Here is a 26,405-nt window from a genome sequence, read left to right as displayed (position 1 = left end):
CCATCGTGCCGGTTGCTCATCTCTACATCCTCGAAGGCCGCGACGACGACAAGAAGGAACGCCTGATCGCCGAGGTCACGCAGGCCATTCATCGCTCGCTCGACGCGCCGGTCGAATCGGTGCGCGTGATCATCACCGAGATGCCGAAGGCGCATTTCGGGATCGGCGGGCAGAGCGCGAAACAGCGCGGGCGGTAACACGCCACGTCCCCACGAATCGACTGAAGGAGCGTCATGTCATCCAATCCTGAACTCGGCCGCCGGATCGTCGCCGGCGGCATCGACACGAACTATCACGACAGCGGCGACGGGCCGCCCGTGCTGCTGATCCACGGCTCGGGGCCAGGCGTGACCGCCTATGCGAACTGGCGGCTCACGATGCCCGCACTCGCGCGGCAGTTTCGCGTGATCGCGCCGGACATGGCGGGATTCGGCGAAACCGAGCGCCCGGCCGGATACCGCTATTCGATGGACCATTGGGTCGATCACGCGCTCGGCCTGCTCGATGCGCTCGACATCGAGCGCGCGCACGTGGTCGGCAATTCGTTCGGCGGCGCGCTCGCGCTGGCACTCGCGATCCGGGCGCCCGAGCGGGTCGGCCGGCTCGTCCTGATGGGCGCGGCCGGTACGCGCTTCACGCTGACCGAAGGGCTCGATGCGGTGTGGGGCTATACGCCGTCGATCGCGAACATGCGCGCGTTGCTGGACGTCTTCGCGTTCGATCGCACGCTCGTGAACGACGAACTCGCGAAGCTGCGCTACGACGCGAGCGTGCGGCCCGGCTACCAGGAAGCGTTCGCGAACATGTTTCCGGCGCCTCGCCAGCGCTGGGTCGATGCGCTCGCAAGCGATGAAGCGAAGCTGCGCGCGCTGACGCACGACACGCTGATCGTGCACGGGCGCGAGGACCGCGTGATTCCGCTCGAAAGCTCGATGAAGCTGCTCGATCTATTGCCGAATGCCCAGCTCCACGTGTTCGGCCGGTGCGGGCACTGGACGCAGATCGAGCACGCCGCGCGCTTCAACCAGCTCGTCATCGACCATTTCAGCGCGTAGTCCATTGGCAGGACGGGTTGCCGCCGCGTCGCGAGCATCGGCGCAAGCGGCGGCAACACGGGTGCTCATGACAGCACCCCTATAAAAAATCAATTCAGTAGAACGAATATTGGAGACATCGATGAAACGGAAGTCTGCATTCGGGTTGTGTTCGCTCGCCGCATGCGCGGGCCTCGCATTGAGCACGGGCGCATGGGCGACGGAGGGCGGCGGCGACACGATCGGCGAGGGCGCCGAGGCGTTTTTTGCCGGCGCACTGCCGCCGGCCGGACTGTATGCGCTGCTGTACTACACGCATTACCACGCGTCGCGCTTCAACGATTCGCACGGCAACGGTTCGGTGCCGGGCTTCAAGCTCGATGCCGACGTGCTGATTCCGCGCGTGGTCTGGATGTCGAACCTGTCGGTGCTCGGCGGGCGCTATGGCGCGTATGCGGTGCTGCCGATGCAGCATCTGGCGCTGGATGCAGGCGGCGCGTCGTTCGACCGTACCAATCTCGGCGACCTGATCGTCAGCCCCGCGCTGATCGCGTGGGGTTCGGGCGCGCTGCGCACGGTCGCGGCGATCGAATTCGTGTTTCCGACCGGGCAGTACGACGCGCAGTCAGCGCTGAACACCGGCAAGAACTACTACACCGCGCGGCCGGTGTTCGGCGTGTCGTGGCTGCCGAACGACAAGGTCGAGGTGTCCGCGAAGATCACGTACAGCTTCAACTCGCCGAACAACGACACCCACTACCACTCGGGGAACCTGTTTCACGTCGACTATTCGGCGAGCTATGCGGTCACGCCGAAGGCGCGGGTCGGCTTGTCGGGCTACTTCGTCAAGCAGACCACGGACGACATGCAGAACGGGCAGCCGGTCGCGGGCGACGGCTTTCGCGGCCAGACGTTCGCGATCGGGCCGGGGTTTCGCTACCAGTTCAGCAAGATCAGCGTGGAAGCGCGCGTCGTGAAGGAGTTCTTCGTGCGCAACCGGCCGGCCGGGGAGGCCGTGTGGGCGAAGGCCGTCATTCCGTTCTGACCTGACGGCGCGGCGCCGGTTGCGCGCGTGACGCCGCCGTGGCGGGGCCGGGGCGTCACGCGACACGGCGTCGTGCGTTACCGCGCGAGCGCCGCGAGACGCGGGAACAGCGGCAAAGCGTTCGCATGGTTGATCGCGGCGTGCCGGTCGGCGCCGAGCGCCGCATACGCATCCTGCGCGTGGGTGAACGACGTGCTGACGGCCGGCGGCGCGTACGGGAAGTCGCTGCCGTACAGCACGCGATCGGGTTGCGCGAACGCGGTGAGGCTCGGCAGTGCGGACGGCGACGACAGCGCGGTATCGAAGTAGAACGTGCGCAGCAGGTCGAGCAGCCCGTCACGATTCGGCACGTCGTTGCGCACGCCCGGCGCGAGTTCGGCAAAGCGGTACGCGGTGTACGGCAGGAAGCCGCCCGCGTGCGACAGGATGATGCGCACGTTCGGATGCCGCGCGATCACGCCGTTCAGCACGAGCTGGACGGCCGTGCGCGTCGTATCGAACGGATAGTCGAGCAGCGGGCCGGGCATCCCGGGCACCGCGTCGATCGCGGGCTTCGCCGGGTGGATGAACACGACCGCGCGGCGGCGGTCGAGTTCTGCCCAGACGGATTCGAAGGCCGGATCACCCAGATAGACGCCGCCGTAGTTGCTGAGCAGCACGACGCCGTCGGCCTTCAGCGTGTCGAATGCGTGGCCGATTTCGGCGAGCGTGCCGTCGACGTCGGGCAGCGGCAGCGTCGCGAAGTTGCCGAAGCGGGTCGGCCGTTGTGCGACGAGGCCGGCCACGTATTCGTTGACCTGGCGCGCCATGTCGCGCTTGGCCTGGCCGTTCCAGCCCTGGACGCCGGGCGCCGTCAGCGACAGCACGCCGGTCTGGATTTCCAGCGAATCCATGAACGCGATCGCGCTTTCCGGGCTCCAGGCGGGGCTGCCCCAGCCGGACGGGTCGCCGCCGTGGGCGGGCAGCGCATCGGCCCAGAACGGCGGGACGACGTGTTGGTGGACATCGATACGGTTGCGGTCGGACATGATTCGGCTCCTGTGGAAGTGCGCTGCGGTGCAACGTCTGACCGTCAGGATGCGCGTGGTTGATTTTTCAATCCAATAGATTAAATTTCAGGATTGATTGTTTTAAGTGATGAATTGACCGTATGGACCTTCGCCATTTGCGTTACTTTCTCGCGGTTGCCGAAGAGGGGCATTTCGGCCGTGCGGCGGAGCGGCTGCATATCGTGCAGCCCGCGCTGAGCATGCAGATTCGCGCGCTCGAGGAGGAACTCGGTACCGCGCTGTTCGAGCGCAGCACGCGCAAGGTGGCGCTGACGGACGCCGGCCGGCTGCTGGTGACCGAGGCGCGACACACGCTCGAGCAGGCCGAGCGCGCGAAGACGCTGGTGCAGCGCGCGGCGCGCGGCGAGACGGGCATGGTGCGGATCGGCTTCGTCGGCAATGCGGTCGCGACGGGGCGGCTGTCCGACGACCTGATTGCGTTTCATGCGGCGTGGCCGGAAGTGACGCTCGACCTGCACGAGATGGCGCCGGCCGCGCAGCAGGACGCGATCCTCGCGGGCCGGCTCGACATCGGCTATTGCCCGGCTTTCGGCTCGGCGTTCGATCCGAAGCTGGCCGTGCGGACGGTCGGCAGCTGGGCGTGGGACGTGATGATGAGCGACCGGCACGCGCTGGCGAAGCGGCGCACGGTGAGTGTCGCGGCACTCGCGGACGAGCCGTTCATTTTCTACGCGGCGGACGGTGACGACGAAGGACAGCTTGCGATCCTGCGGCGGGTGCTCGGCAAGACGCCGCGCATCGCACACAAGGTGAGCAGCACGCTGTCGGTGCTGGCGTTGACGGGGGCTGGGCTCGGCGTGGCGCTGGTGCCGTCGCCGCTGAGCCGGATCGCGGCGCCGAACATCGTGTACCGGACACTCGCCGGCAGCGTGCCGGGCTCCGAACTCGTCGCGCTGAGCCGGATCGGCGGGGAATGGGGGGCGGTACAGCAGTACCTGGCGATGCTGGGCGAGCGCGCCGCGTGAGGGTCGCGGCGCGCTTCGGTATTACTCTTCGTCCATCAACCGGACCTTGACCCGCTTGCCCTTGATCTTCCCCGCATTGAGCTTGCGCAGCGCGTCGTGCGCCACGCCGCGCTCGAGCGCGACATAGGTCGAGAACTCGGTCACGTTGATCTTGCCGATCTGCTTGCCGTCGAACCCGGCGTCGCCGGTCAGCGCGCCAAGCACGTCGCCCGGGCGGATCTTGTCCTTGCGCCCGCCGAGGATCTGCAGCGTTTCCATCGGCGGCAGCAGCGTGTCGGTGCCGGTCGGCGTCAGCTCCGCGAGCGGATGCCATTCGACCTCGCGCTTCTGCGCCTGCTCGATCCCGCCGACGCGGCCCATCTCGTCCATGCTCGCGAGGCTCAGCGCCCAGCCGTCCTGATCCGCGCGGCCCGTGCGGCCGATGCGGTGCACGTGCACTTCGGGGTCGGGCGTCACGTCGACGTTGATCACCGCTTCGAGCTGCGCGATGTCGAGCCCGCGCGCGGCGACGTCGGTTGCCACCAGCACCGAGCAGCTGCGGTTCGCGAACTGGATCAGTACCTGGTCGCGCTCGCGCTGGTCGAGCTCGCCGTGCAGCGCGAGCGCGTGGAAGCCCTGCGCGTGCAGCACGTCGAGCAGGTCGCGGCACTGCTGCTTGGTGTTGCAGAACGCGATCGTGCTCACCGGCCGGTAGTGGTTCAGCAACTGGCCCACCGCATGCAGCCGCTCGTCTTCCGTCACTTCATAGAAGCGCTGGCGGATCTTGCTGTCGTCGTGGCGCTCCGCGAGTTTCACTTCCTTCGGGTTGCGCAGGAACTGCTGGCTCAGCTTCGCGATGCCGTCCGGGTAGGTCGCCGAGAACAGCAGCGTCTGGCGCGTGGTCGGGCACATCCGTGCGACCTTCGCGATGTCGTCGAAGAAGCCCATGTCGAGCATCCGGTCGGCTTCGTCGAGCACCAGCGTATTCAGCGCGTCGAGCTTCAGGTTGCCGCGATCGAGGTGGTCCATGATGCGGCCCGGCGTGCCGACGACGATATGCGCGCCGTGCTCGAGGCTCTGCGTCTGCGGGCGCATCGGCGTGCCGCCGCACAGCGTCAGCACCTTCACGTTCTCTTCGGCGCGCGCGAGGCGGCGCACTTCCTGCGTGACCTGGTCGGCGAGTTCGCGCGTCGGGCACAGGATCATGGCCTGCACGTCGAAGCGGCGTGCGTCGAGGCGCGCCAGCAGCGCGAGCGAGAACGCGGCGGTCTTGCCGCTGCCCGTCTTCGCCTGCGCGATCAGGTCCTGGCCGGCCAGCGCGATCGGCAGGCTCGCGGCCTGGATCGGCGTCATGTCGACATAGCCGAGCTGCGCGAGGTTGGCGAGCGTGGCGGGCGTCAACGACAGCGCGCTGAACGGCGTGGCGGTCGGCTGGGTCATTCCAGGTCTCCGAGGTAAGGGCGGCCTTCCATCTGCTCGTAGACGACCTTGCCTTCGTCGTCTTCGAAGCGTTCGAGGTAGTTGCGCGCGCCGCACAGCGGGCAGCGGAACAGCAGCCCCTGGCCTTCGTCCTTGATGACGACGTCGGACTGCTCCCACTGCGTGCCGCAGCTCTGGTTTCGGCAGGTAAACACGGTCTTTCTCCAGCTGAATTCGGTTGATGGCGCGCCCGGGCGGGCGCGGCAACGGCGGGCGGCGCTCGCGCGGCTTGGGCGCGGGCCGCACCGGGCGTCGCTTGGATTGCGTCGATGCGGATGATGGATCGGGCGGCGACAGGGTCGCGCGTGCCGCAATTCTAGCGGAAGCGGGCGACCGGCTGGGCGGTTCCGCCCGGGACCCGCCAAGAAAAACGGCCGCCCCGGAGGGCGGCCGTGTCATGCGGCGCAACGGTGTCGCGCGGCGCTTGGCGCGTTACAGCGCCATGTCGGCCGAGGCCTTCGCCGGGCGGGCCGGCGCGGTGCCGGTGGCCTGCGACGGCGTGTTGACGTCGATCTTCGGCGGCGGCGACAGCTGCAGCACGTCGCTGGTGGTCGTCCATTCCTCGACGACCTTCGCCGGGCTGTCGTTCAGCTTCGTGCCGTAGCTCGGCACGATCTGGCGGATCTTCTGCTGCCACTCGGGCGTCGCGACCTTGTCCTTGAACACCTTCTTCATCAGGTTCAGCATGATCGGCGCGGCCGTCGACGCGCCCGGCGATGCGCCGAGCAGGCCCGCGATGCTGCCGTCCTGCGACGCGACGATCTCGGTGCCGAGCTTCAGCACGCCACCCTTCACCGGGTCGCGCTTGATGATCTGCACGCGCTGGCCGGCTTGCCACAGGCGCCAGTCTTCCTTCTTCGCGTTCGGGAAGTATTCCTTCAGCGCGTTGAAGCGGTCGTCGTCGGACAGCATCAGCTGGCCGGCGAGGTACTGGACCAGCGGGAATTCGTCCACACCCACGCGCATCATCGGTGCGACGTTGTGCGTGTTGGTGCTCTTGAGCAGGTCGAAGTACGAGCCGTTCTTCAGGAACTTGGTCGAGAACGTCGCGAACGGCCCGAACAGGATGATCTTCTTGCCGTCGATGATCCGCGTGTCGAGGTGCGGCACCGACATCGGCGGCGAGCCGACCGACGCCTTGCCGTACGCCTTCGCGAGATGCTGCTTCACGACTTCGGGGTTCTCCGTCACGAGGAACGAGCCGCCGACCGGGAACGCGCCGTAGTCCTTCGCCTCGGGGATGCCCGACGCCTGCAGCAGGTGCAGCGCACCGCCGCCCGCGCCGATGAACACGAACTTCGCGTCGACCGATTGCGCCGGTTCATCCGAGTGCAGCTTGACCCACGTCACGTGCCATGTGCCGTCGGCATTGCGCGTGATCTCGCGCACTTCGCTCGACAGCGACAGCGTGAAATTCGGCTGCGTTTTCAGGTAGCCGACGAACTGGCGCGTGATCTCGCCGAAGTTCACGTCGGTGCCGATCGGCGTCCACGTTGCCGCGACCTTCTGGTTGCGGTCGCGGCCTTCCATCATCAGCGGCACCCACTGCTTGATCTGGTCGTAGTTTTCCGAATACTGCATCCCGCGGAACAGCGGGCTCGCCTGCAGCGCTTCGTAGCGCTTCTTCAGGAAGCGGACGTTGTCGTCGCCCCACACGAAGCTCATGTGCGGCGTCGAGTTGATGAACGAGTGCGGGTTCTTCAGCACGCCCTGCTTGACCTGCCACGCCCAGAACTGGCGCGAGATCTGGAACGACTCGTTGATCTCGATCGCCTTCGAGATGTCGATCTTGCCGTCCGCCTTCTCCGGCGTGTAGTTGAGTTCGGCGAGTGCCGAGTGGCCGGTGCCGGCGTTGTTCCAGCCGTTCGAGCTTTCCAGTGCGACGCCGTCGAGGCGCTCGACCATCGCCATCGACCAGTCAGGTTGCAGCTCGTGCAGCCAGACGCCGAGCGTCGAGCTCATGATGCCGCCGCCCACCAGCAGGACGTCGACCTTCTTCGTATCGGCGGCGTGCGCGGACGACGCGGCGACGCACAGCGCAAGCGCCGACAGTATTACCCGTAACGTTTTGATCACAGCAGATCCCTTTTTCAACTTGGATGCATCGGTTTGCCACGCCGCCCGGCGCGTGTGTCGATCGCGGCGACACGCGGATCCGGAGATCCGGATCGCGAATCCGGAATTCCGGATCGACGCCGCGCGCCGTTGCATTTGCGCACGCGAAGCCGTCGGCAAGGACACCTTCGGATCGGCTTCCTGCGGGCAGGCAAGCGCCTGCGTCACAGTGGCGCACGACGCGCCCGGGCCCTTGCGGCAAGCCTGAGCGGAAGGCGCTTCGGGCTGCGTGGAAAGAGGCCGCGCGCGACGCGTTTTGCGGGGGCGGGGTGGCAAGGGGCGCGTAATGTAACCGAACTCGTTTGCTGTGTCACAAACGAAAAATACCGTTGTTTTCGTGGGGTTTTTTGCGTGTCCGGGTTTCCGGAATGACGGTCGCGGGAACCGGGAAAGAGGGGGATAACTGCGCGGGATCGGGAGGGGTTTTCGGAGGCGCTGCATCGTGTCGCGGCAGCGCGCCGCGACACGATCGCGTGACGTCACGTCACTTTACTTCGCGGCGCCGTTCCGGCAGAACTGGTCGTACGCTTGCGCCGAATTCGCGAAGCCCTTCTGTTTCGCGAGTTCCCACGGGCGCTCGCATTGCTGCGTTGCTTCGCACCACGAATAGCCGGCCGACGGGATGCAGCCGTGCGCATCGCGATCGCTACCGGGCATCGGCGGGACGGCCGGCGCCGACGATTGAGCCGGCGGCGTGGATGGCGCGGCACAGGCGCTCAGTGCGAACGCGCAGGCCAGCGTGGCGGCCAGCGACACCGAAGGGAGGAAACGCTTCATTGGGTAGTGCTCCATGGGATGAGTTTCGGAGAGTCGGGCGGCGGCCTGCACGTTCGCCGCATCGTTCAGTCGCCGGGCACCGGCACGCGCGACGAGAACTTCACTTCGCGCAACGCGAGGCTCGACTGGATCGACGACACCCCGGCCTGCTTGCGCAGCACGCGCTCGACGAATTCGGCATACGCGTCGAGATCGGCCGCGACGACCTGCAGGATGTAGTCGGCCGCGCCGGTGATCTTGTGGCAGGACGTCACTTCGTCGTGACGCCGCATCACGTCCTCGAAGTGATCCGAATCCTGGTCGGAATGCATGTTGAACGTCACCAGCACGAACGCGAACACGTTCATGCCGAGCGCGCGCCGGTCGAGATTCGCCTGATAGCCGGTGATCACGCCCTCGTCCTCGAGCCGCTTGCGGCGCCGCCAGCAGGGCGTGACGCTCAGCGACAGCTTCTCGCCGAGCGTCGCGTTCGACAGCGCGCCGTCGTCCTGCAGCAGGCGCAGCATGGCGCGGTCGACGCCATCCAGTTCGGCCGAAGCGCGATTTTTGCTCATTTCCGGGATTCCGTAGGCGGTTTTCTCAAAATTGTATAAAAGCCGCGCGTCGAAAGCAAAGCTATTGCCGGTTGCCGTCAATAAACTGTTGCCACCCTCACCGCAACAGTCAACCATGCTCACGGTCTACAGCAGCGATCATCAACTGCATCGCGGCGTCGAACTGAAGGACGGCGCGATCACCGATTCGTTCGAAAACCCCCTTCGCGCCGAAACGGTGCTCGCGCAGGTGCGCGCCGCCGGCCTCGGCGACGTGATCGCGCCGAAGCCGTTCGACCGCGCCCACTACGCGGCCGCGCACAGCGCCCGCTACGTCGATTTCCTCGCCGGTGCGTGGGACGAGTGGACCGCGACGGGCCGCACCTGCCAGGCGCTGCCGCTCGTGTGGCCGGTGCGCGCGATGCCGGCCGCCGCGACGCCGCCCGCGTTCATCGACGGCAAGCTCGGCTTCTACGCAATGGACGCCGGCGCGCCGATCAACGCCGGCACGTGGGATGCCGTGAGCGCGAGCGCGAACTCGGCGCTCACCGGCGCCGACCTGCTGTCGAGCGGTGCCGCGCGCGCGGCGTTCGCGCTGTGCCGCCCGCCCGGCCATCACGCGGGCCGCGAGTACATGGGCGGCTATTGCTATCTGAACAACGCGGCGATCGCCGCGCAGCACTGCATCGCGCAGGGCGCCGCGCGCGTCGCGGTGCTCGACGTCGATTTCCACCACGGCAACGGCACGCAGGACATCTTCTACGACCGCGCGGACGTGCTGTTCGCGTCGATCCACGGCGAGCCGCCGGTGTCGTACCCGTACTTCTCCGGCTATGCGGAAGAACGCGGCATCGGCGCGGGCGAAGGGTTCAACCTGAACCTGCCGCTGCCGAAGGGCACGCTGTGGGACACCTACTCGGCGGCGCTCGACCAGGCGGCCGCCGCGATCGCCGCGCATGCGCCCGACGCGCTCGTCGTGTCGCTCGGCGTCGATACCTTCGAGCACGACCCGATCAGCCATTTCCGGCTGCGCTCGCCCGACTACCTGCGCATCGGCGCGGCGCTCGCGCGCCTGAACGTGCCGACGCTGTTCGTGATGGAGGGCGGCTACATGGTCGACGAGATCGGCATCAACGCGGTCAACGTGCTGCTGGGATTCGAAGGGCGCGCGTAACGCGCGGCGCCGACCGTTTCAACGGCGGCCGTGCTCCGTGCCGGCCGCCGCAACCGTGGAGCAAGGGCATGACGCGATATCTGGATGTGACGAGCGTGTCGACGCTCGTGGCCGAAGTCGGGATGACGCAGATCCTGACGACGATGGCCTCGACTATCGAGCAGGACTACCGGCGCTGGGAGACGTTCGAGAAGACCGCGCGCCTCGCCAGCCATTCGACCGACGGCGTGATCGAGCTGATGCCGACGTCTGATGCGCGGCTGTATGCGTTCAAGTACGTGAACGGCCACCCGAAGAACACCAAGGCCGACCTGCTGACCGTGATGGCGTTCGGCGTGCTGGCCGACGTCGACACCGGCTATCCGCTGCTGTTGAGCGAGATGACGCTGACGACCGCGATCCGCACCGCCGCGACCTCCGCATTGGTCGCGCGCTTTCTTGCGCGCGCCGATGCGCGTTCGATGGCGCTGATCGGCAACGGTGCGCAGAGCGAATTCCAGGCGATCGCGTTCCACGTGATGCTCGGCATCGACGAACTGCGCGTGTTCGACATCGATCCGGCCGCGACCGACAAGCTGATCCGCAACCTCGCGTCGTTCGAGGGATTGCGCGTGATCCGCTGCGCGTCGGCGGCGGACGCGGTGCGCGGCGCGGATATCGTGACGACGGTCACCGCCGACAAGACCAACGCGACGATCCTGACGCCCGACATGATCGAGGATGGGATGCACGTGAACGCCGTGGGCGGCGATTGCCCGGGCAAGACCGAGCTGCATGCGGACGTGCTGCGCCGCGCGCGCGTCGTCGTCGAATACGAGCCGCAGACGCGCATCGAAGGCGATATCCAGCAGATGCCGGCGGATTTCCCGGTGACCGAGTTCGCGCGGATCGTGTCGGGTGCCGAACCGGGCCGCGAATCGGCTGCGCAAGTGACGGTGTTCGATTCGGTCGGCTTCGCGCTCGAGGATTTCTCGGCGCTGCGCTACCTGAACGCGGCCGCGCGCGAGCGCGACATCGGCATCGAGCTCGACCTGATTCCCGCGCCGCGCGATCCGAAGGACCTGTACGGCGTCGCGACGCGCGGCGAGTCCGCCGTGCTGCCTGCCGGGATCGGCCGGGCGGTGCAGGACGCGCTGCGTCACTGACCGTCCACGCTTCGTCATCCGAACCACAACACGTCCCGCATTGAACGGGGCCCACAAGACTGACCAGGAGACAGACATGCTTCGACATTCCATGACGGTATTCGCGGCAGCGGCGGCGCTCACGTGCGCGCTGTCCGCACACGCGGACGAAATCGTGCGCATCGGCCACGTCGCGCCGCTGACCGGCGCGATCGCGCACCTCGGCAAGGACAGCGAGAACGGCGCGCGCCTCGCGGTCGAGGAAATCAACGCAAAAGGCCTGACGATCGGCGGCAAGAAGGTCACGCTGCAGCTCGACGCGCAGGACGACGCGGGCGATCCGCGCACCGCGACGCAGGTCGCGCAGCGGCTCGTCGACGATAAGGTGGTGGGTGTCGTCGGCCATCACAATTCGGGCACGTCGATTCCGGCATCGCGCGTCTATCGCGACGGCGGCGTCGTGCAGATCTCGCAGGCCGCGACCAATCCGACTTACACGCAGCAGGGTTTCAAGACGACCTACCGCGTGGTCGCGACCGACGCGCAGCAGGGCCCGGCGCTCGCGATGTATGCGGCGAAGAACATGGGCATCAAGACGGTGGCCGTGGTCGACGATTCGACCGCGTACGGGCAGGGCCTCGCGACCGAATTCGAGAAGGCCGCGAAGGCGGCCGGGATGAAGGTCGTGTCGCGCGACGCGACCAACGACAAGGCGATCGACTTCCGCGCGATCCTCACGAAGATCAAGGGTGCCAACCCGGACGCGATCATGTACGGCGGCATGGACGCGACGGGCGGCCCGCTCGCGAAGCAGGCGCGCCAGCTCGGCATGCGCGCGAAGATCCTCGCCGGCGACGGCGTGTGCTCGACCGACCTGCCGAAGCTCGCGGGCCCGGCGTCCGACAACGTCGTGTGCTCCGAGGCCGGTATCGCGCTCGAGAAGATGCCGGGCGGCGCGGCGTTCGCGAAACGCTACGAAGCGCGTTACCACCAGCCGATGCAGGTGTACGCGCCGTTCTCGTACGACGCCGTCTACATCATCGTCGACGCGATGAAACGCGCGAACTCGACCGACCCGGCGAAGGTGCTGGCCGCGATGCCGGCGACCGACTACAAAGGCGTGATCGGCGAGACGAGCTTCACGCCGCAGGGCGACCTGAAGCATGGCGCGATCTCGGTGTTCACGTACAAGAGCGGCAAGAAGGCGCTGCTCGATATCGTGAAGATGTAACGCAGCACGCGCCGGTATCGCGCGCTCGCCGCAGGCACCGACCTCGGAGCGCGATACCGGCGATCACGTAGAGAACGGTCGCACGTTCTTTCATGATGGCTTCCTGCCCGCGCGTCGAATCGACGGGCAACGAACGCCGCCTGCAACGGGCGGCAACGCACGGAGCCATTCGCTGCCAGGGTGCCGGACGGGATGTCTGTCTCGCCCGGTCGGGCCGTGTCGCGACGTCAGGCGATGCGGTGCATCGGACCGGCCTGGTCCGATGCGCGACAGCGGGCGAAATCCCATCGCACGGACTCGACATCGCAGGGGTGGCCCAGCCGCGAACCTTGCGGCACAATCCGTTCACCCGGCTCGCCTCTGCGCCTCAGCGCTGCTTCGCGCCGTGTGTCGCGCACCGCCCCCGACCGTTTTCCGGAAACCGACATGAACAATATCGAAGGCAATCGGCCGCCGCGTCGCGCATCGAAGATGCGGCTCGTGCTGCGCCAGTACTTCAGCCTGCGCGAAGGGCAGGCCGATCACACATCGATCGATCGCGACCTCCGTGCCGGTATCGGGCTGCGCGGGACGAATCTGTGGATCCTGATGTCGGCCATTGCCATCGCGTCGATCGGCCTCGACGTCAACTCGACGGCCGTGATCATCGGCGCGATGCTGATCTCGCCGTTGATGGGGCCGATCATGGGCCTCGGCTACGGGATCGGCATCTACGATTTCGGCCTGATTCGCCGGTCGCTGCAGAATCTCGGCGTCGCGACGCTGATCAGTCTCGCGACGTCGACGCTGTACTTCTCGTTGAGCCCGCTCACCGGCGCACACTCCGAACTGCTCGCCCGCACGTCGCCGAGCATCTGGGACGTGTTGATCGCGCTGTTCGGCGGGCTGGTCGGCATGGTCGGCGCGACGCGCAGCGAAAAGACCAACGTGATCCCGGGCGTGGCGATCGCGACCGCGCTGATGCCGCCGCTGTGTACGGCCGGCTACGGGCTCGCCCATGGCAGCCTGCAGTATTTCGCCGGCGCGTTCTACCTGTTCTCGATCAACCTCGTGTTCATTGCTTTCGCGACGGTGATCGTCACGTGGGTGATTCGCGCGAAGCCGGTGGCGCCCGTGGATGCCGCAGTCCAGCGCAATGTCCGGCGCTTCGTGCTGGCGGCGGTGCTGGCGACCGCGGTGCCGAGCGTCGTGCTGGCCTACCGTCTCGTGACGCAGGAAGTGTTCAACGCGCGCGCCGAGCAGTTCATCAAGGCCGAGCTGTCGTTGCCGTTGAGCGTGGTGGCGAGCAAGCACATCGACCCGGTGAAGCGGACCATCGACGCGGTGCTCGTCGGCCAGCGCGTCGACCAGCACCGGCTCGATGCGCTGTCGTCGAAGCTGCCGGGTTACGGGCTGGCGGACGCCACGCTCGTCGTGCGCCAGGCCGGCGACGAGCGGATCGATGCGCGCGCGCTCGAAACGTCGCTGAAGGCGACGCTCGCGCAGCAGCTCGTCGAGGCGCAATCGGCCGCGCAGCAGGACGCGCAGGACAAGGACGACGCGATCGCGAAACTGCAGCGGCAGCTCGACGCGCAGTCCGCCGACCGCGCGGAACTCGACCGGGTCGCGCATGAGCTGAGCGTGCAGTATCCGCAGGTGCGGCAGGTTCGGTATGCGAATGCGTTCGAATGGGATGGCGCCGCGAGCGCGCCGGGTGCGGACGCGGTGCCGACCTTCGTCGTGTCGACGGCGAAGCCGATGCCGCGCGCGGAACGCGCACGGCTCGAAGCCTGGCTGAAAGTGCGGCTGGAGCCGAAGCCGGTGCGGCTCGTTGTGGCGGGCTGACGCGGCGCGGCGCCGGGTTGATGCGTCACCGGGCCGCTGCATGAGCAGGCGCTAGGCCTGCTTGCCGAGGGTTGCGGGTTGACGGTCGGTGCCGTGCACGATGTGCAGCTCGCGCGTACGGATCGGCAGCGTGCAGCTCGCGTCGGCGAGCGTCTTGCGCACCTGGCGCGCGAGTCGCCAGCGCATCGCCCAGAACTTGTCGGTGTGCGTCCATACGCGCATGTTCGCGACGACCGTGCTGTCGTCGAAGCGCATCACCATCACGTCCGGCGCGGGATCCTGCAGCACGTCGGGATCGGCCGCGGCCAGCGCGCGCAGCGCGTCGAGCGCGCGATCGATATCGTCGTGCACAGACACTTCCACTTCGAGATCGAGGCGGCGCGTCGGGTTGCGCGTGTAGTTGCGGATCGAGCTGCCCCACAGCGCGCTGTTCGGCACGTATTCGCAGATGCCGTCCGGCTTCGTCAGCCGCGTCATGAAGAGCCCGACCTCGTCGACGGTGCCCGCGACCCCCGTGCCGCCGTCGATATAGTCGCCGACCTTGAACGGCCGCAGCAGCAGAAGCATGATGCCGGCCGCGATGTTCTGCATCGTGCCCTGCAGCGCGAGGCCGATCGCGAGGCCGGCGGCGCCGAGCACCGCGACGATGCTCGCGGTTTCGATGCCGAGCTGCGACAGCGCGCCGACGATCGCGACGATACGGATGCCCCACACGGCGACGTCGCAGAGGATCGGCCGCAGCGTGTCGTCGACGCGCTCCTTGTTCGAGAGCAGACGGTTCAGCCAGTTGCCGATGCGCTTCGACAGCCACCAGCCGGCGACGAGCAGCGCCAGGCCGGCGCACAGCTTGATGGAGAGCGTGGACAGCGCGTTCCACAGGAACGTCCAGCGTTCCGGATGCAGGTGATCGAGCAACATGACGGGATTCCGGTTTGAAGAAACGGTGCGCGACGCGTGGCGTGCCTGCCGTGGTCGGGCAGGCTTGCGCTGACGTGCGGGCAGCGTTCGACCGTACACGGGGCGAGATGGTTCGCGCGAATGGGTGGGGGCGAATGCCGCATGGCCATGCCGCCAGGCCGCGAAATCGCGATTTCGATTTAGTACGAAGCGGCTTTTCCATCAAATAGGACTTGTCCTATTCAGCCATTTCGATCGCGCCGATACACTCGTTTTCACGTTGCCGGGTCGCGACGATCGTTCCTCCGCGATACCCGGTTCTCTCCCGATTTTTCACTGACAGACAGCGAGTGACGACGTCATGCGGTTAGACCTGCGTTTCCGTCTCGCACGCGAACAAGGTCAACCCGCGCCGCGCGGCGTTCACGCTTTCCCGATGCGCCGCGCGCTGCTGCGCGGTGTCATCGCGGCGGCCTGTGTGGCCGGCGCACCGGGGGCGGTGGCCCACGCGTCTCACGACGCCGCGCCGTTTTCGCCCGTGATGGCTGACCTTGTCGACGTGCCCTTTTTCAATGCCGCGCGCACCACGTGGGGCGGTTTGCACGCATCGACGGCTGCGCCGCTCGACGTTGCCTATGCGTCGCATGCGTTGGCCGTGCCGACGACCGGCGAACGCGACGACCCCGTTGCGCGCTTCGGTGCCTGCGTGGCTTACCGCGTGCTGTGCGATGCGGCGCGCGTGGCGGTCGAACGCGCGTACGCGTCGAGGTTCGATTACGGTCTTGCGTCGCCGTTGCCCGTGGTGGGCGCGCCGGCTGCGTTCGAGCGGCGTCCCGTCGATCTGGCCGCCGCCGAGCCGTTCGTGCTCGCGGAAGCCGAACGCGGCGCGCGGGCCGGCGCGATCGTCGGCAGCCTGCAGGCGTCGCTGGCACGCGCCGATCTGCCGGCCGGCGTTGCCGCACAGATCACCCGCATGCTCGCCGGTCGCGTCGACCCGAAGCAGCGCGGTGTACTCGGCGACACGTTCCGCGTTGCATACGAACCCGACGGCAACGCCAAGCGGCCGGGCGGCGTGCGCGTGACGGCGCTCGAGCTGCGCTTTCGCGGCCAGCATGTCGCGGGCGTGTGGTTTGCGCCCGATGCCGGCTCGCCGGGCGCCTATTACGACCTCGGCGGCGTGCCGCTCGCCGGCGCGCGGTTTGCGATGCCGGTCAGCGCAACGCGGATCAGCTCGCATTTCGGTACGCGCGTGCATCCGGTAACCGGTGCGCGCCATGTGCATTCCGGCGTCGATCTCGCGGCGCCGTCCGGGCGTGCGGTTCATGCGTCGGAGCGCGGCGTCGTCACGTTCATCGGCACCGAGCCGCGCGGCTACGGCAAGTACGTGGTGATCCGCCACGACGGCGGCTATGCGTCGTACTACGCGCACCTGTCGGCATTCGAGCCGACGCTGCGAACCGGCATGCGGATCCCGCGCGGCGAGCGGGTCGGCGCGGTCGGCAGCACGGGCACGGCCACCGGGCCGCATCTGCACTTCGAGGTCCGGCGGCATGATCGTCTCGTCGATCCGGTCGCGCTGGTCCAGGCGGGCAAGGCGGCGAAGCTGACGGGCGAACGGCGCGTCGCGTTCAATCGCGTGGTGCTCGGCGCGCGTACGCATCTGGCGTCGGCTGCGTGGTCGCAGCCGGTGGCGATGGCGAAGCCTGCCGGGTCGCTTGCTGGCTGACCGTTGGCGAGGGGCGAGCCGAGACGAGGCACGTCGCGGCCGATCAACGCAAACCGCTTACACGGCGGGTTCGACGGGCAACCAGATTTCCAGCACGCCGGTGCCAATTACTGGATCGTAGTCCGCGCTGTAGCGCTCGAATTCGGGCGCGTCGACCGCCTTGAATCCCGACGTCGGCAGCCAGCCGTTCCAGATGCTGTAGAACGTCTGGTGCAGCGTGGAAATATGCCCGCTGTGTTCGAAGACCGCATACCGCTGCGGTTCCAGTTCGATGCAGCGAAAGGGGGCGGGCAGTCGATCGCGGCTGGCGACTTCCACGCCCGCGATGTATTCGAAGCTGCCATCCGCATCGGGGTTGCAGCACACGCCGTAGGTCACATCGTCGACCTGGCCGGGAAGGGTACCGATGTATGGGATGAACGCTTGCCACAGCGCCGGAATGCCTTCGTTGGTGTCGAAGGTGTAGCGGTCGCTCATGCCGGCGATCAGCCGCTTGCCGGTGGTTTCGAAGCGTGACGGTGCAACGTCGATGATCTTCAGCTCTTTCATGCGTAGCGGCTCCACAAGAGACAACCCGTCGAGGGTGCGCCGTGCCCGCACGTCCTCGGGCGTCATGCCGAAGCAATCGCGGAAGGCGCGCGTGAACGCCTCATGGGAGCCATAGCCGGCATCGAGCGCCACATGCAGGATGCCCGGCGCACCTTGTGCCAACGCGCGCGCCGCACGCGTGAGCCGTCTCGACCGGACATAGCGCATCACCGGCCAGCCGGTATTCATCGAGAACAGGCGCGAGAAGCCGAAACGCGTCATGTCGCAATTGGCGGCAATCCTGTCGAGCGTCAATTCCCTGTCCAGCTGGGTTTCGATAAACCAGAGTGCTTGTCCAACCGGATTCATGGCATTCCAATGAGGGTGTCGGGCGGACTATATGGTATCGGCGGCGGGGGCATTTGATCGTTCTTGCGCGACAGGCGGGGCGTGGGCGGACGACGCGCCAAAGCAGATCGCCACGCCGGGCGGCGTGGCGAGGGGGCAGGATGGCGCTGCTTAGCCGAGCGGCCAGTTCAGGATGGCGATCCCGTCGTTGTAGTCACCGTCCGTGCCGTCTTCCGAGCCGACCAGACCGAAGTAGGTTTTCTTGAAGATGTCGACCTGGCGCGAGCCGATCTTCGACGGCTTGCCGTTCGCCGTCACGACCACGCGCACCTTCCCCTTGCCGGAGTTCACGATCTGCGTGTTCAGGTTCGCGTCCTGCGTGCCGGCGCCCTGGAACGTCGCGGCCGGTTTCGCGTTGTCGTCGACGAAGACCTCGATCGTCTGCGGCGCCGACGAATTGACCAGCGCGGTCACGCCGAACGCGATGTTCGGCGGCAGGTTGAAGACGCCGTCGCGTTCGCCGCCGCCGGTCGTCGTGGTATCCGGCTGCGTGGGCTGCGGCTGCGGCGTCGCCTTCGAGAAGTAATTGACCACCGCACCGACGCCGAACTTCGCCGCGGCCCCGGGCAGCACGCCGGGCGCGCCGGCCCACGTCACCGTGCAGGCGACCAGCTGCCCGGCCGCATCGGTCTTCACCTTGTTTTGCCAGCTGCCGACGTCGAAGCTGTACGGGATGGTCGCGATGTCGACGAACACATCGTATTGCGGCAGCTTTTCCACGAGCTGTGCGGTCATGAACTGGCGCATCCGGTCGAGCACCGCCTGGTCGCCGTTCGCCTGTACGGCGCTGGCATCGTTGCCCGCGAGTTGCAGCAGGGCGTACAGATCGTCATGGGTAAACGGTTGTGACATGTCGTCCTCGTCTCGATGAAAGGGCTCGCGTCGCGCGGCCGGTGAATGGGTTTCGCCGTTGTCGCGCACGGAGTACAGCGTGAGACTGCAAGTGACTGCTCGAATGCATCGGTTCGCCATGTGTGGTTGGCCCCGTCGCCATGGCGGGATCGACGGCGGCGCGCGCACCCGGCCGCGCCGCACGTCATCGTGCTCAGCCCAGCGGCCAGTTCAGGAACACGATGCCGTCGTTGTAGTCGTCGTCGCTGCCGTCTTCCGAGCCGACGATCCCGAAGTAGGTCTTCTTGAAGAGGTCGACCTGCCGCGAGCCGAGCCGCGACGGCTTGCCGTTCGCCATCACGATCACGCGCACGCGCCCCTTGCCGGAGTCGAGCACTTTGGTGCCGAGGTTCTGGTCCTGCACGCCGGCGCCCTTGAACGTGGCGGCCGGTTTCGGGTTGTCGTCGACGTAGATGTCGATCGTCTGGTCGTTCGCGGCGTTGGTGAGCGCGGTGACGCCGAACTTGATGTTCGGCGGCAGGTTGAACGTGCCGTCGCGCTCGCCGCCGCCGCCGATCGTGCCGCTACCCGTGCCGCCCGGGTTGCCGCCCGCGCCGGTGTCGCCGCTTCCGCTGCCGGGCGACGACGATTGCGCGGCTGTATCGCCGATCGCGGACAGGCTCGCGTACGAATCGATATGCATCGCGCTGCCGCGCACGCTTTTCCACTGGCCCTTCACGAACGTGACGCCGGCGCCGGCGTCGATCGTCGCGACGAGCGTGAACGGCATGCGCCCGGTGGCTTCGGGCACTTTCGACGAATAGGTGAAGCAGCCGTCCGCGACGACGCCCTTGTCGGTCGCGATCGCGAAATAGATGCCGGGGAAGTTGTTGCCGGTCGCGTACGGCGTCGGCACGTTGAGGATGACTTGCAGTTTCCCGTCTCGAATCTCTGCTTTGGCGATGTCGATGGTCAGGCCCGGGATGTCGACGTAGGTTTCCGATGTCGTCACGGGGGCGCTGTTGATCGAAGCCGAAAGGAGGGGCATGGAGGTCTCCGTTGGTAGGGCGGGTTTCGATGCAAAGAGGGTGAGGTGCCGCCGAATGCGGCGAGCAACCGCCGGCCGGCCTGGAGGCGGGCGGCGGTGGTGAGTCGTCGGGTGCGCGTCAGGTCAGCCGATCGGCCACTGGAGCACGACGATGCCGTCGTTGTAGTCGCTGTCGTGGCCGTCTTCCGACACGACGATCCCGAAGTTGACCGTGTACGGCGAGCCGTCCGATTTCTTGCCGTTGATCGGCGCGAGGCGCGCGTCGGTGGCCGACGGCTTGCCGTTCACCGACACTTCGAAGCGGATCTTGCCGTTGCCGGAATTCAGCGTCGCTTCACGCGTGCCGTCGCGCGTCGTCAGCTTGTGATACGCGGCGGGTTCCTTGCTGTCGCCGATAAACAGCTTGATGTGCTGCTGCTCGGCGGCATTCGCGAAGAAAATCGCGCGGAAATCGGTATTCGGCGGAATCGAAAACTCGCCGGCGCGATTGGAAGACGTTTGAGAATCGGCCATGCTTTCCTCCTGAGGAATGATGGGTAAGGCTTCGAGCTGTGTCGCGCAAACGTTTGCAGTTTGAAGCACGACGAATCGAGCATGCCGAAAAATAAATAAAAAAATATTCGATGAGGAATGGCTATTGTTCAGTAAATCGAAAACGGAGGTTAATCGATTTAATGAAATGTGTTTAATCGAGGGTATTTCAATATATTCGGGAAACTATATCGACGCGCGTATCGATTTTTTGAACGATGCGCGGTTGCGCAGGCGGGGCGGATGGGGAGGCTGGGGGCAATCGGGTTTCGGCGCGGACGCTCGGCGTTCGCATATGGCAGCGTTAGCGTTTCAACACCATCTTTCTCTGTCGTGGCCGCGCCCACCGACCACCACCGAACGCCCACGCCGAAACCCGATTGAATGCAACAGGAGGGGGTGCGGCAACCGGCGAAGTACGTAGACCAACTCACTCCGAACGTGAACAGGGGCCTCACCGGCACCGCACCCGTGAAGCATATCGACGGGGCCGCATGCCGCCTATCGGACAGGACTGATTCTGCGCGGTCAAATTCGGCGCCATTTGCACTCAGCCCGTTGACAGCCCCCATCGCCCTGTGATTTGATTTCGGCCATGCAAGCCGCCCAGCCCCGCTTCTCGCTACGACTACTAGCCCGTTTCTCCGGGCTGGGTCTGCGGCTGCGCGCTTTCCATCTGCTTCTTTCCTGAAGCGCCAGATTTCCCCCGCATCACCGACCTGGCCCCGGTTATCGACCGGCGCCTGAGTTCGTCCTTCTTCCGAATCGCTCCGCTCCGTCCCGGTCGCTCAACCGCCAAGGCTGTCGTTCGCCGTACCGCTTAGCCGTTGTGCCGTTTTCACCCGTTTTTACCGCTGCGCGCGCAGCCGGCCGCCACGACCGATGGCCGCCGCGCCGCGGTTTCCCGACAAACCGACCGAGGACCGACCATCATGATGCTGAAGAACCCCGCGACGAAGTACCGACCGTTCACGCCCGTCAACCTGCCGAACCGCATGTGGCCGACGCGCACGATCACGCAAGCGCCGATCTGGATGAGTACCGACCTGCGCGACGGCAACCAGTCGCTGTTCGAGCCGATGGACGCCGCGCGCAAGATGCGGATGTTCAAGATGCTGGTTGCGATCGGCTTCAAGGAGATCGAGGTCGCGTTCCCGTCGGCGTCCGAGACCGATTTCAACTTCGTGCGCGAGCTGATCGAAGGCGGCCACATTCCCGACGACGTGACGATCGAGGTGCTCACGCAGGCGCGCGACGACCTGATCGAGCGCACCTTCGAATCGCTGCGTGGCGCGAAGCGCGCGATCGTGCACCTGTACAACGCGACCGCGCCGGAATTCCGCAAGATCGTGTTCGGCCTCGACCGCGACGGCGTGAAGGCGCTCGCGGTGAACGCCGCGCGCACGATCAAGCGCTGCGCCGACGCCGCGACCGATACGCATTTCACGCTGCAATACAGCCCGGAAACCTTCACGGCGACCGAGCTCGATTTCGCGAAGGAAGTCTGCGACGCCGTGTTCGACGTGTGGCAGCCGACGCCGGAGCACAAGGCGATCGTGAACCTGCCGGCCACCGTCGAAGTCGGCACGCCGAACTTCTACGCGGACCAGATCGAATGGATGCACCGCAACCTCGCGCGCCGCGATGCGCTGATCGTGTCCGTGCATCCGCACAACGACCGCGGCACCGCGGTCGCGGCGGCCGAGCTCGCGGTGATGGCCGGTGCGGACCGGATCGAGGGCTGCCTGTTCGGCAACGGCGAACGCACCGGTAACGTCGATCTCGTCACGCTCGCGCTGAACCTGTACTCGCAGGGCGTCGATCCGGGACTCGATTTCTCGCAGATCAACGAAGTCGCGCGCACGGCCGAGGAATGCACGCAGTTGCCGATCCATCCGCGCCATCCGTATGTCGGCGATCTGGTGTTCACCGCGTTCTCCGGCTCGCACCAGGACGCGATCAAGAAAGGCTTCGCGGTGCAGCGCCCCGATGCCGTGTGGGAAATGCCGTACCTGCCGATCGATCCGAGCGACGTCGGCCGTACGTACGACTCGATCATTCGCGTGAACAGCCAGTCGGGCAAGGGCGGTATCGCGTACCTGCTCGAACAGAGCTATGGCGTCGCGCTGCCGCGCCGCCTGCAGGTCGACTTCAGTGCGGCCGTGCAGCGCCTGACCGACGACAGCGGGCTCGAGGTGACGAGCGCGCAGATCTGGTTGCTGTTCCAGCAGGAGTACGTGGAAGGCGATGCACCGCTGCGTTATGTCGGCCATGAACTGACCGAGCGCGACGGCCGCGAGACGATCGTGCTGACCGCCGACGTGCACGGCGAGCGCCGCGTGCTGCGCGGTGAAGGCAATGGCCCGCTCGATGCGCTGATGCACGCGTTGCGCACGCCGCTGCGGATCCAGCACTACGAGGAGCGCGCGTTGTCGCAGGGCGCCGATGCGAAGGCGATCGCGATCGCCGAGCTGGCCGGTACGGGCGTGCGCGGCAGTGCGTTCGGCGTCGGCATCGACGCGAACCTGACGACCGCGTCGATCCGCGCGGTGATCAGCGGCATCAACCGCGCGTATGCGCGCGCGGACGAAGCAGCGCAGGCGACGTTTTTTGCCGCGCAGCCCGCGGTGAAGGCTGTCGCGTAAGCGGGGCGTTGGCGGCCGCGTCGGCGATGTCCGGCGCGGTCGCGTCGTTGCCCGGGCGGTTGCCTCCGCGCGGCCCGTCGAGCGCGGCGCACAGCTCCGCCTTCATGAAATCCACCCACGCGCGCGTCTTCGCGTCGAGATGCCGGCGCGACGGATACACCAGAAACACGCCCACGTCCTCCGCGCGGTAATCGCGCAGCACGCGCACCAGCGCGCCTGAACGCAGCCCGTCGTCCGCGACGAACTCCGGCAGCAGGCCGATGCCCGCCCCTTCCCGAACCGCGATCTCGAGCGATGCCGCGACGTCGGCCGTCATCGTCGGCTCGAACGCGACCGTTTCCGAATCCGCACCGCACGTCAGCGTCCATTCGCGCGCCGGGTAGGCGGGTGCGACCAGTTGCAGGCAGCGATGCCGCGCGAGCGCGCGCGGCGTATCCGGCATCCCGTGCCGCGCGACATACGCGGGCGACGCGCACAGCACGCTGCCGATCCGCCCGACGTCGATCGCGACCTGATCGGAACTCGGCAGGCTCGGCATCGCAATCACCGCGACGTCGTAGCTGTCGCGGATCAGGTCCGGCACCTGCGGCGCGAGCGTCAGGTCGACGCTGACGTCCGGATAGCGCGCCTGGAAGCGCGCGACGAGCGGAATCACGAAACGATTCGCGATGCTGGCGCTGCAGTGCGCGCGCAGCCGGCCGTGCGGATGCAGCCGCGCGCCGCGCGCTTCGCGTTCGCTCGCATCGACGGCGAGCGTGATGTCGCGTGCGCGCGCGAGATAGCGTTCGCCGGCTTCGGTCAGGCACATCGAGCGCGTCGTGCGGTTCATCAGCCGGATGCCGAGATGCGCTTCGAGCGACGCGATCGTGCGGCTGACATACGCGGTCGTGAGGTTGAGCCGCTTGCCGGTTTCGGTGAAGGTCCCCGCGTCGGCGAGCGTGACGAAAACCTGCATGCTTTGAATGAGATCCATCGTCGGGGCGGGCGCGTGGCGCCGGTGTCATGCGATGCCGTTACTGTAGCGAGCGGCCTGCCGTACCGCGCGCGCACGTCAGCGAACGATCGTCGCGAAACGGACAGCGCGGTTCAGCGTCGCGAGAAGTATTCGCTCGGCGGCACGCCGAGTGCCTTGCGGAACATCGCCGCGAACGCGCTGGGGCTGTCGTAGCCGTGTTCGAGCGCGAGTTCGAGGATCGGCGTGCCGGCGGCCAGGCGCGGCAGGCTCAGCAGCAGGCGCGCATGGCGGCACCACGCGCCGTGCGTCATGCCCGTTTCACGCTTGAAGGTGCGCGCGAGCGTGCGCTCGTTCATGTGCGCGTCGCGCGCCCACGACTGCAGGGTGACGACCGACGACGGGTCATTGATGAGCCGCGTGCACAGCGCGGCGAGCGCCGGATGGCGCGGCATCGGCACATGCAGCGACAGCAGCGGCGCGATCTCGATTTCGTCGAGGATCAGCGCGAGCACGCGGCCCGCGCGATGCGCGAGGTCGTAATCGGCCGGCAGTTCGCATGCGGTCACGATCAGCTCGCGCAGCAACGTGCCGACCTCGATCACGCGGCATTCGCGCGGCAGGCTCGGCCGCACTTCGTGCGCGACGAATACCGTGCGCATCTGCACGTCGCCGGCCATCCGGATTTCGTGCTGGGTGCCGCCCGGCACCCAGACCGCGCGCCCCGTCGGCACGACCCAGCTGCCGGCATCCGCATGCACGAGCATCACGCCGGAAATCGCGTGAATCAGCTGGCCATGCCGGTGCGAATGCGGCGGATACGCGATGCCGGCCGCCGCGTCGGACGCGACGACGGCGATCTGCTTGTGCTTGTCCTTGTGCTCGAGCGCACTGAAAAATTGATCCACGTGTCCTTTTCTCGACGACGAATGCGCTTTGCGCGCGAGATCGACCGAATGGGTCGAAATTACCATAGGCCCATCGTTTGTTCGACTGCCATTGCACGATGCACGCCACGTTATCTCCTCCGGTTTCCTTCCGTTTGTCTGTTGCCGCCGCGCTGCTGAGCGCCGCGATGCTTGCCGCCTGCTCGGTCGGCGATCCGTACCGTCCGCCTGCGGCCGATGCGGCGCGCACGGCGCCGTTCGACGCGGCGAGCGATGCACCCGTTGCATCCGGCGGCGCGTTGCCCGATCGCTGGTGGCAACTGTTCGACGATCCGGCGCTCGACGCACTCGTGCGTGAAGCGCTCGCGCAGAACCGCGATCTCGCGGTGGCCGCGGCACGGGTCGCGCGTGCGCGGGCCGTGCTCGACGAAGCGGGGGCCGCGCGGTTGCCCGAGACGACAGCCGGTTTCGGCGTCGACTACGGCAAGCACACGCCCGACCAGATCGTCGCGAGTGCGAAGGGCACCGATGCGCGTACGCGCTGGGGGTTCGCGCCGTCGTTCGCGGTGTCGTGGGAAGTCGATCTGTGGGGGCGCGTCGGTCATCTCGTCGATGCCGCGCGCGCCGATTCGGAGGCCGTGCAGGCGGCGTCGGATGCGATGCGCGTCGCGGTGGCCGCCGAAACGACGGCCGCCTATGCGCAGGCGTGCGCGTACGGCGAGCGGATCGACGTGGCCGAGCGCTCGGTCGCGATCGCCGACCGCCTCGCGTCGCTGACCGCCCGCCAGCGTGCGCACGGTCTCGTGTCCGATCTCGAAGTCGCGCGCTCGCGCGCGTTCGCCGACGATACGCGCGCCGAACTGCCGGCGCTCGCGGGCGCGCGCCGCGCCGCGTTGTATGAGCTGGCCGTGCTGACCGGTCATGCGCCTGGCGCGATTCCCGACGCGGCCGCGCGCTGCCACGCGACGCCCGCGCTGGCGCGGCCGTTTCCGGTCGGCGACGGCGCCGCGCTGCTCCGGCGCCGGCCCGACCTGCGCGAAAGCGAGCGCCGGCTCGCCGCGTCGAACGCGCGGATCGGTGCCGCGACGGCCGAGTTGTATCCGTCGATCGTACTCGGCGGGTCGGTGAACTGGCTGTCGACCACCGGCGATCCGTCGTCGCTCGGCGACAAGTATGCGATCGCGTGGGGCGTCGGGCCGCTGATTACCTGGCGTTTTCCGAATCTCGCGGCAAGCCGCGCGCAACTCGCGCAGGCCCGCGCCGACGATGCCGCCGCGCGCGCGTCGTTCGATGCGCAGGTGCTGCGCGCACTGAAGGAAACCGAGCAGGCGCTCGCCCGCTATGGCGCCGAGTGGCGCCACAAGGCCGCGCTCGAAACCGCGCGCGCCGAGCACGCACGCGCCTACCGGCTCGCCGAACTGAACTACGACGCGGGTGCGCTGGATTTTCTCGGCGTGCTCGATGCGCAGCGCAGCCTCGTCGCGGTCGATGCGGCACTGGCCACGTCGACGCAGCAGGTCGCACTCGATCAGGTCGCCGTCTTCAAGGCACTGGGGGGCGGCTGGCAGCCCTAGCCGGCCGTTCGTGAATCCGCACGCACTC

Annotated in this window: 24 protein-coding genes; 11 read left to right on the top strand and 13 right to left on the bottom strand. The window is 67.2% G+C overall.

Annotated elements, in window-relative coordinates; translation table 11 throughout:
* Positions 1-5 precede the first annotated feature (5 nt).
* The 3 genes from ACN8ZM_RS29745 (at position 6) to ACN8ZM_RS29735 (ending at position 2,079) form a co-directional block, all read left to right on the top strand.
* On the top strand, positions 6-197 hold the full coding sequence (locus ACN8ZM_RS29745; RefSeq protein ID WP_043178943.1) for a 2-hydroxymuconate tautomerase: 192 nt from the start codon (positions 6-8) through the stop codon (positions 195-197).
* Positions 198-233: 36 nt separating this feature from the next.
* Entirely contained in the window at positions 234-1,055 is an 822-nt protein-coding gene (locus tag ACN8ZM_RS29740) for an alpha/beta fold hydrolase (protein WP_420211553.1), read from the top strand.
* A gap of 121 nt (positions 1,056-1,176) precedes the next feature.
* Complete coding sequence (locus tag ACN8ZM_RS29735) at positions 1,177-2,079, top strand: SphA family protein (protein ID WP_089453919.1); 903 nt, start codon at positions 1,177-1,179, stop codon at positions 2,077-2,079.
* Positions 2,080-2,156: 77 nt separating this feature from the next.
* Here the strand turns inward: ACN8ZM_RS29735 and hndA are convergent, their stop codons facing one another.
* Positions 2,157-3,107, bottom strand: coding sequence for a 2-hydroxy-1-naphthoic acid nonoxidative decarboxylase (gene hndA, locus ACN8ZM_RS29730; RefSeq protein WP_420211552.1), 951 nt, complete (start codon positions 3,105-3,107; stop codon positions 2,157-2,159).
* 122 nt (positions 3,108-3,229) lie between these two features.
* Here hndA and ACN8ZM_RS29725 point away from each other — a divergent pair, with 122 nt between their 5' ends.
* On the top strand, positions 3,230-4,114 hold the full coding sequence (locus ACN8ZM_RS29725; protein WP_420211551.1) for a LysR substrate-binding domain-containing protein: 885 nt from the start codon (positions 3,230-3,232) through the stop codon (positions 4,112-4,114).
* A 21-nt stretch (positions 4,115-4,135) separates the two neighbouring features.
* Here ACN8ZM_RS29725 and dbpA read toward each other — a convergent pair whose 3' ends face one another.
* From dbpA to ACN8ZM_RS29700, 5 genes are all read right to left on the bottom strand, one after another.
* The gene (gene dbpA, locus ACN8ZM_RS29720) at positions 4,136-5,533 is read right to left on the bottom strand and encodes an ATP-dependent RNA helicase DbpA (RefSeq protein ID WP_011356542.1); all 1,398 of its coding nucleotides are present in this window, start codon (positions 5,531-5,533) and stop codon (positions 4,136-4,138) included.
* Positions 5,530-5,727: a hypothetical protein gene (locus ACN8ZM_RS29715; protein ID WP_039344264.1), complete on the bottom strand. Its 198-nt coding sequence runs from the start codon at positions 5,725-5,727 to the stop codon at positions 5,530-5,532. The genes dbpA and ACN8ZM_RS29715 overlap by 4 nt, the downstream gene beginning before the upstream one ends.
* A 277-nt stretch (positions 5,728-6,004) precedes the next feature.
* Positions 6,005-7,666, bottom strand: coding sequence for a malate dehydrogenase (quinone) (gene mqo / locus ACN8ZM_RS29710; protein ID WP_179258849.1), 1,662 nt, complete (start codon positions 7,664-7,666; stop codon positions 6,005-6,007).
* Between the two features lie 510 nt (positions 7,667-8,176).
* Positions 8,177-8,464, bottom strand: coding sequence for a hypothetical protein (locus ACN8ZM_RS29705; protein WP_089453916.1), 288 nt, complete (start codon positions 8,462-8,464; stop codon positions 8,177-8,179).
* Positions 8,465-8,529: 65 nt separating this feature from the next.
* Positions 8,530-9,018 (bottom strand): Lrp/AsnC family transcriptional regulator, encoded by a 489-nt coding sequence (locus ACN8ZM_RS29700; RefSeq protein ID WP_043178926.1) that lies wholly within the window; start codon positions 9,016-9,018, stop codon positions 8,530-8,532.
* Positions 9,019-9,133: 115 nt separating this feature from the next.
* Between ACN8ZM_RS29700 and ACN8ZM_RS29695 the strand changes: the two genes are divergently transcribed.
* From ACN8ZM_RS29695 to ACN8ZM_RS29680, 4 genes are all read left to right on the top strand, one after another.
* Positions 9,134-10,171, top strand: a complete 1,038-nt coding sequence (locus ACN8ZM_RS29695) for a histone deacetylase family protein (RefSeq protein WP_420211550.1) — start codon at positions 9,134-9,136, stop codon at positions 10,169-10,171.
* Between the two features lie 68 nt (positions 10,172-10,239).
* Positions 10,240-11,316: an ornithine cyclodeaminase gene (locus ACN8ZM_RS29690; RefSeq protein WP_420211549.1), complete on the top strand. Its 1,077-nt coding sequence runs from the start codon at positions 10,240-10,242 to the stop codon at positions 11,314-11,316.
* Between the two features lie 76 nt (positions 11,317-11,392).
* The gene (locus ACN8ZM_RS29685) at positions 11,393-12,526 is read left to right on the top strand and encodes a branched-chain amino acid ABC transporter substrate-binding protein (protein WP_043178920.1); all 1,134 of its coding nucleotides are present in this window, start codon (positions 11,393-11,395) and stop codon (positions 12,524-12,526) included.
* A 426-nt stretch (positions 12,527-12,952) separates the two neighbouring features.
* A complete protein-coding gene (locus ACN8ZM_RS29680; protein WP_420211548.1) occupies positions 12,953-14,350 on the top strand; it encodes a DUF389 domain-containing protein in 1,398 nt (465 codons plus the stop codon).
* A gap of 51 nt (positions 14,351-14,401) precedes the next feature.
* On the opposite strand, the gene ACN8ZM_RS29675 is transcribed toward ACN8ZM_RS29680, so the two are convergent.
* The gene (locus ACN8ZM_RS29675; RefSeq protein WP_420211547.1) at positions 14,402-15,268 is read right to left on the bottom strand and encodes a mechanosensitive ion channel family protein; all 867 of its coding nucleotides are present in this window, start codon (positions 15,266-15,268) and stop codon (positions 14,402-14,404) included.
* Between the two features lie 340 nt (positions 15,269-15,608).
* On the opposite strand from ACN8ZM_RS29675, the gene ACN8ZM_RS29670 reads away from it, so the two are divergent.
* On the top strand, positions 15,609-16,973 hold the full coding sequence (locus tag ACN8ZM_RS29670; RefSeq protein ID WP_420211546.1) for a M23 family metallopeptidase: 1,365 nt from the start codon (positions 15,609-15,611) through the stop codon (positions 16,971-16,973).
* 57 nt (positions 16,974-17,030) lie between these two features.
* Here the strand turns inward: ACN8ZM_RS29670 and ACN8ZM_RS29665 are convergent, their stop codons facing one another.
* From ACN8ZM_RS29665 to ACN8ZM_RS29650, 4 genes are all read right to left on the bottom strand, one after another.
* Positions 17,031-17,870: an AraC family transcriptional regulator gene (locus ACN8ZM_RS29665; protein WP_420211545.1), complete on the bottom strand. Its 840-nt coding sequence runs from the start codon at positions 17,868-17,870 to the stop codon at positions 17,031-17,033.
* 150 nt (positions 17,871-18,020) lie between these two features.
* Positions 18,021-18,761 (bottom strand): fucose-binding lectin II, encoded by a 741-nt coding sequence (locus ACN8ZM_RS29660; RefSeq protein ID WP_420211544.1) that lies wholly within the window; start codon positions 18,759-18,761, stop codon positions 18,021-18,023.
* A gap of 193 nt (positions 18,762-18,954) precedes the next feature.
* Positions 18,955-19,788, bottom strand: coding sequence for a fucose-binding lectin II (locus ACN8ZM_RS29655; protein ID WP_043178913.1), 834 nt, complete (start codon positions 19,786-19,788; stop codon positions 18,955-18,957).
* A 123-nt stretch (positions 19,789-19,911) separates the two neighbouring features.
* On the bottom strand, positions 19,912-20,301 hold the full coding sequence (locus tag ACN8ZM_RS29650; RefSeq protein WP_043178912.1) for a fucose-binding lectin II: 390 nt from the start codon (positions 20,299-20,301) through the stop codon (positions 19,912-19,914).
* Positions 20,302-21,254: 953 nt separating this feature from the next.
* Between ACN8ZM_RS29650 and leuA the strand changes: the two genes are divergently transcribed.
* Positions 21,255-22,964, top strand: coding sequence for a 2-isopropylmalate synthase (gene leuA, locus ACN8ZM_RS29645; RefSeq protein WP_420212687.1), 1,710 nt, complete (start codon positions 21,255-21,257; stop codon positions 22,962-22,964).
* On the opposite strand, the gene ACN8ZM_RS29640 is transcribed toward leuA, so the two are convergent.
* Positions 22,882-23,937: a LysR family transcriptional regulator gene (locus tag ACN8ZM_RS29640; protein WP_420211543.1), complete on the bottom strand. Its 1,056-nt coding sequence runs from the start codon at positions 23,935-23,937 to the stop codon at positions 22,882-22,884. The genes leuA and ACN8ZM_RS29640 overlap by 83 nt on opposite strands.
* Positions 23,938-24,050: 113 nt before the next feature.
* On the bottom strand, positions 24,051-24,824 hold the full coding sequence (locus tag ACN8ZM_RS29635; protein WP_080741444.1) for an AraC family transcriptional regulator: 774 nt from the start codon (positions 24,822-24,824) through the stop codon (positions 24,051-24,053).
* A 134-nt stretch (positions 24,825-24,958) separates the two neighbouring features.
* Here ACN8ZM_RS29635 and ACN8ZM_RS29630 point away from each other — a divergent pair, with 134 nt between their 5' ends.
* Positions 24,959-26,377, top strand: a complete 1,419-nt coding sequence (locus ACN8ZM_RS29630) for an efflux transporter outer membrane subunit (RefSeq protein WP_420211542.1) — start codon at positions 24,959-24,961, stop codon at positions 26,375-26,377.
* Positions 26,378-26,405: the final 28 nt, after the last annotated feature.

This window comes from Burkholderia aenigmatica (genome assembly GCF_048627025.1).
Classification (GTDB): domain Bacteria; phylum Pseudomonadota; class Gammaproteobacteria; order Burkholderiales; family Burkholderiaceae; genus Burkholderia; species Burkholderia aenigmatica.
This window is presented reverse-complemented; position numbering and strand designations above follow the sequence as displayed.

Excerpts from the sequence above, each read along its gene's own strand:
- ACN8ZM_RS29740 (WP_420211553.1), top strand. The coding sequence starts at position 234 with ATGTCATCCAATCCTGAACTCGGCCGCCGGATCGTCGCCGGCGGCATC.
- ACN8ZM_RS29735 (WP_089453919.1), top strand. The coding sequence starts at position 1,177 with ATGAAACGGAAGTCTGCATTCGGGTTGTGTTCGCTCGCCGCATGCGCG.
- hndA (WP_420211552.1), bottom strand. The coding sequence starts at position 3,107 with ATGTCCGACCGCAACCGTATCGATGTCCACCAACACGTCGTCCCGCCG.
- ACN8ZM_RS29725 (WP_420211551.1), top strand. The coding sequence starts at position 3,230 with ATGGACCTTCGCCATTTGCGTTACTTTCTCGCGGTTGCCGAAGAGGGG.
- dbpA (WP_011356542.1), bottom strand. The coding sequence starts at position 5,533 with ATGACCCAGCCGACCGCCACGCCGTTCAGCGCGCTGTCGTTGACGCCC.
- ACN8ZM_RS29705 (WP_089453916.1), bottom strand. The coding sequence starts at position 8,464 with ATGAAGCGTTTCCTCCCTTCGGTGTCGCTGGCCGCCACGCTGGCCTGC.
- ACN8ZM_RS29700 (WP_043178926.1), bottom strand. The coding sequence starts at position 9,018 with ATGAGCAAAAATCGCGCTTCGGCCGAACTGGATGGCGTCGACCGCGCC.
- ACN8ZM_RS29695 (WP_420211550.1), top strand. The coding sequence starts at position 9,134 with ATGCTCACGGTCTACAGCAGCGATCATCAACTGCATCGCGGCGTCGAA.
- ACN8ZM_RS29690 (WP_420211549.1), top strand. The coding sequence starts at position 10,240 with ATGACGCGATATCTGGATGTGACGAGCGTGTCGACGCTCGTGGCCGAA.
- ACN8ZM_RS29685 (WP_043178920.1), top strand. The coding sequence starts at position 11,393 with ATGCTTCGACATTCCATGACGGTATTCGCGGCAGCGGCGGCGCTCACG.
- ACN8ZM_RS29680 (WP_420211548.1), top strand. The coding sequence starts at position 12,953 with ATGAACAATATCGAAGGCAATCGGCCGCCGCGTCGCGCATCGAAGATG.
- ACN8ZM_RS29675 (WP_420211547.1), bottom strand. The coding sequence starts at position 15,268 with ATGTTGCTCGATCACCTGCATCCGGAACGCTGGACGTTCCTGTGGAAC.
- ACN8ZM_RS29670 (WP_420211546.1), top strand. The coding sequence starts at position 15,609 with ATGCGGTTAGACCTGCGTTTCCGTCTCGCACGCGAACAAGGTCAACCC.
- ACN8ZM_RS29665 (WP_420211545.1), bottom strand. The coding sequence starts at position 17,870 with ATGAATCCGGTTGGACAAGCACTCTGGTTTATCGAAACCCAGCTGGAC.
- ACN8ZM_RS29660 (WP_420211544.1), bottom strand. The coding sequence starts at position 18,761 with ATGTCACAACCGTTTACCCATGACGATCTGTACGCCCTGCTGCAACTC.
- ACN8ZM_RS29655 (WP_043178913.1), bottom strand. The coding sequence starts at position 19,788 with ATGCCCCTCCTTTCGGCTTCGATCAACAGCGCCCCCGTGACGACATCG.
- ACN8ZM_RS29650 (WP_043178912.1), bottom strand. The coding sequence starts at position 20,301 with ATGGCCGATTCTCAAACGTCTTCCAATCGCGCCGGCGAGTTTTCGATT.
- leuA (WP_420212687.1), top strand. The coding sequence starts at position 21,255 with ATGCTGAAGAACCCCGCGACGAAGTACCGACCGTTCACGCCCGTCAAC.
- ACN8ZM_RS29640 (WP_420211543.1), bottom strand. The coding sequence starts at position 23,937 with ATGGATCTCATTCAAAGCATGCAGGTTTTCGTCACGCTCGCCGACGCG.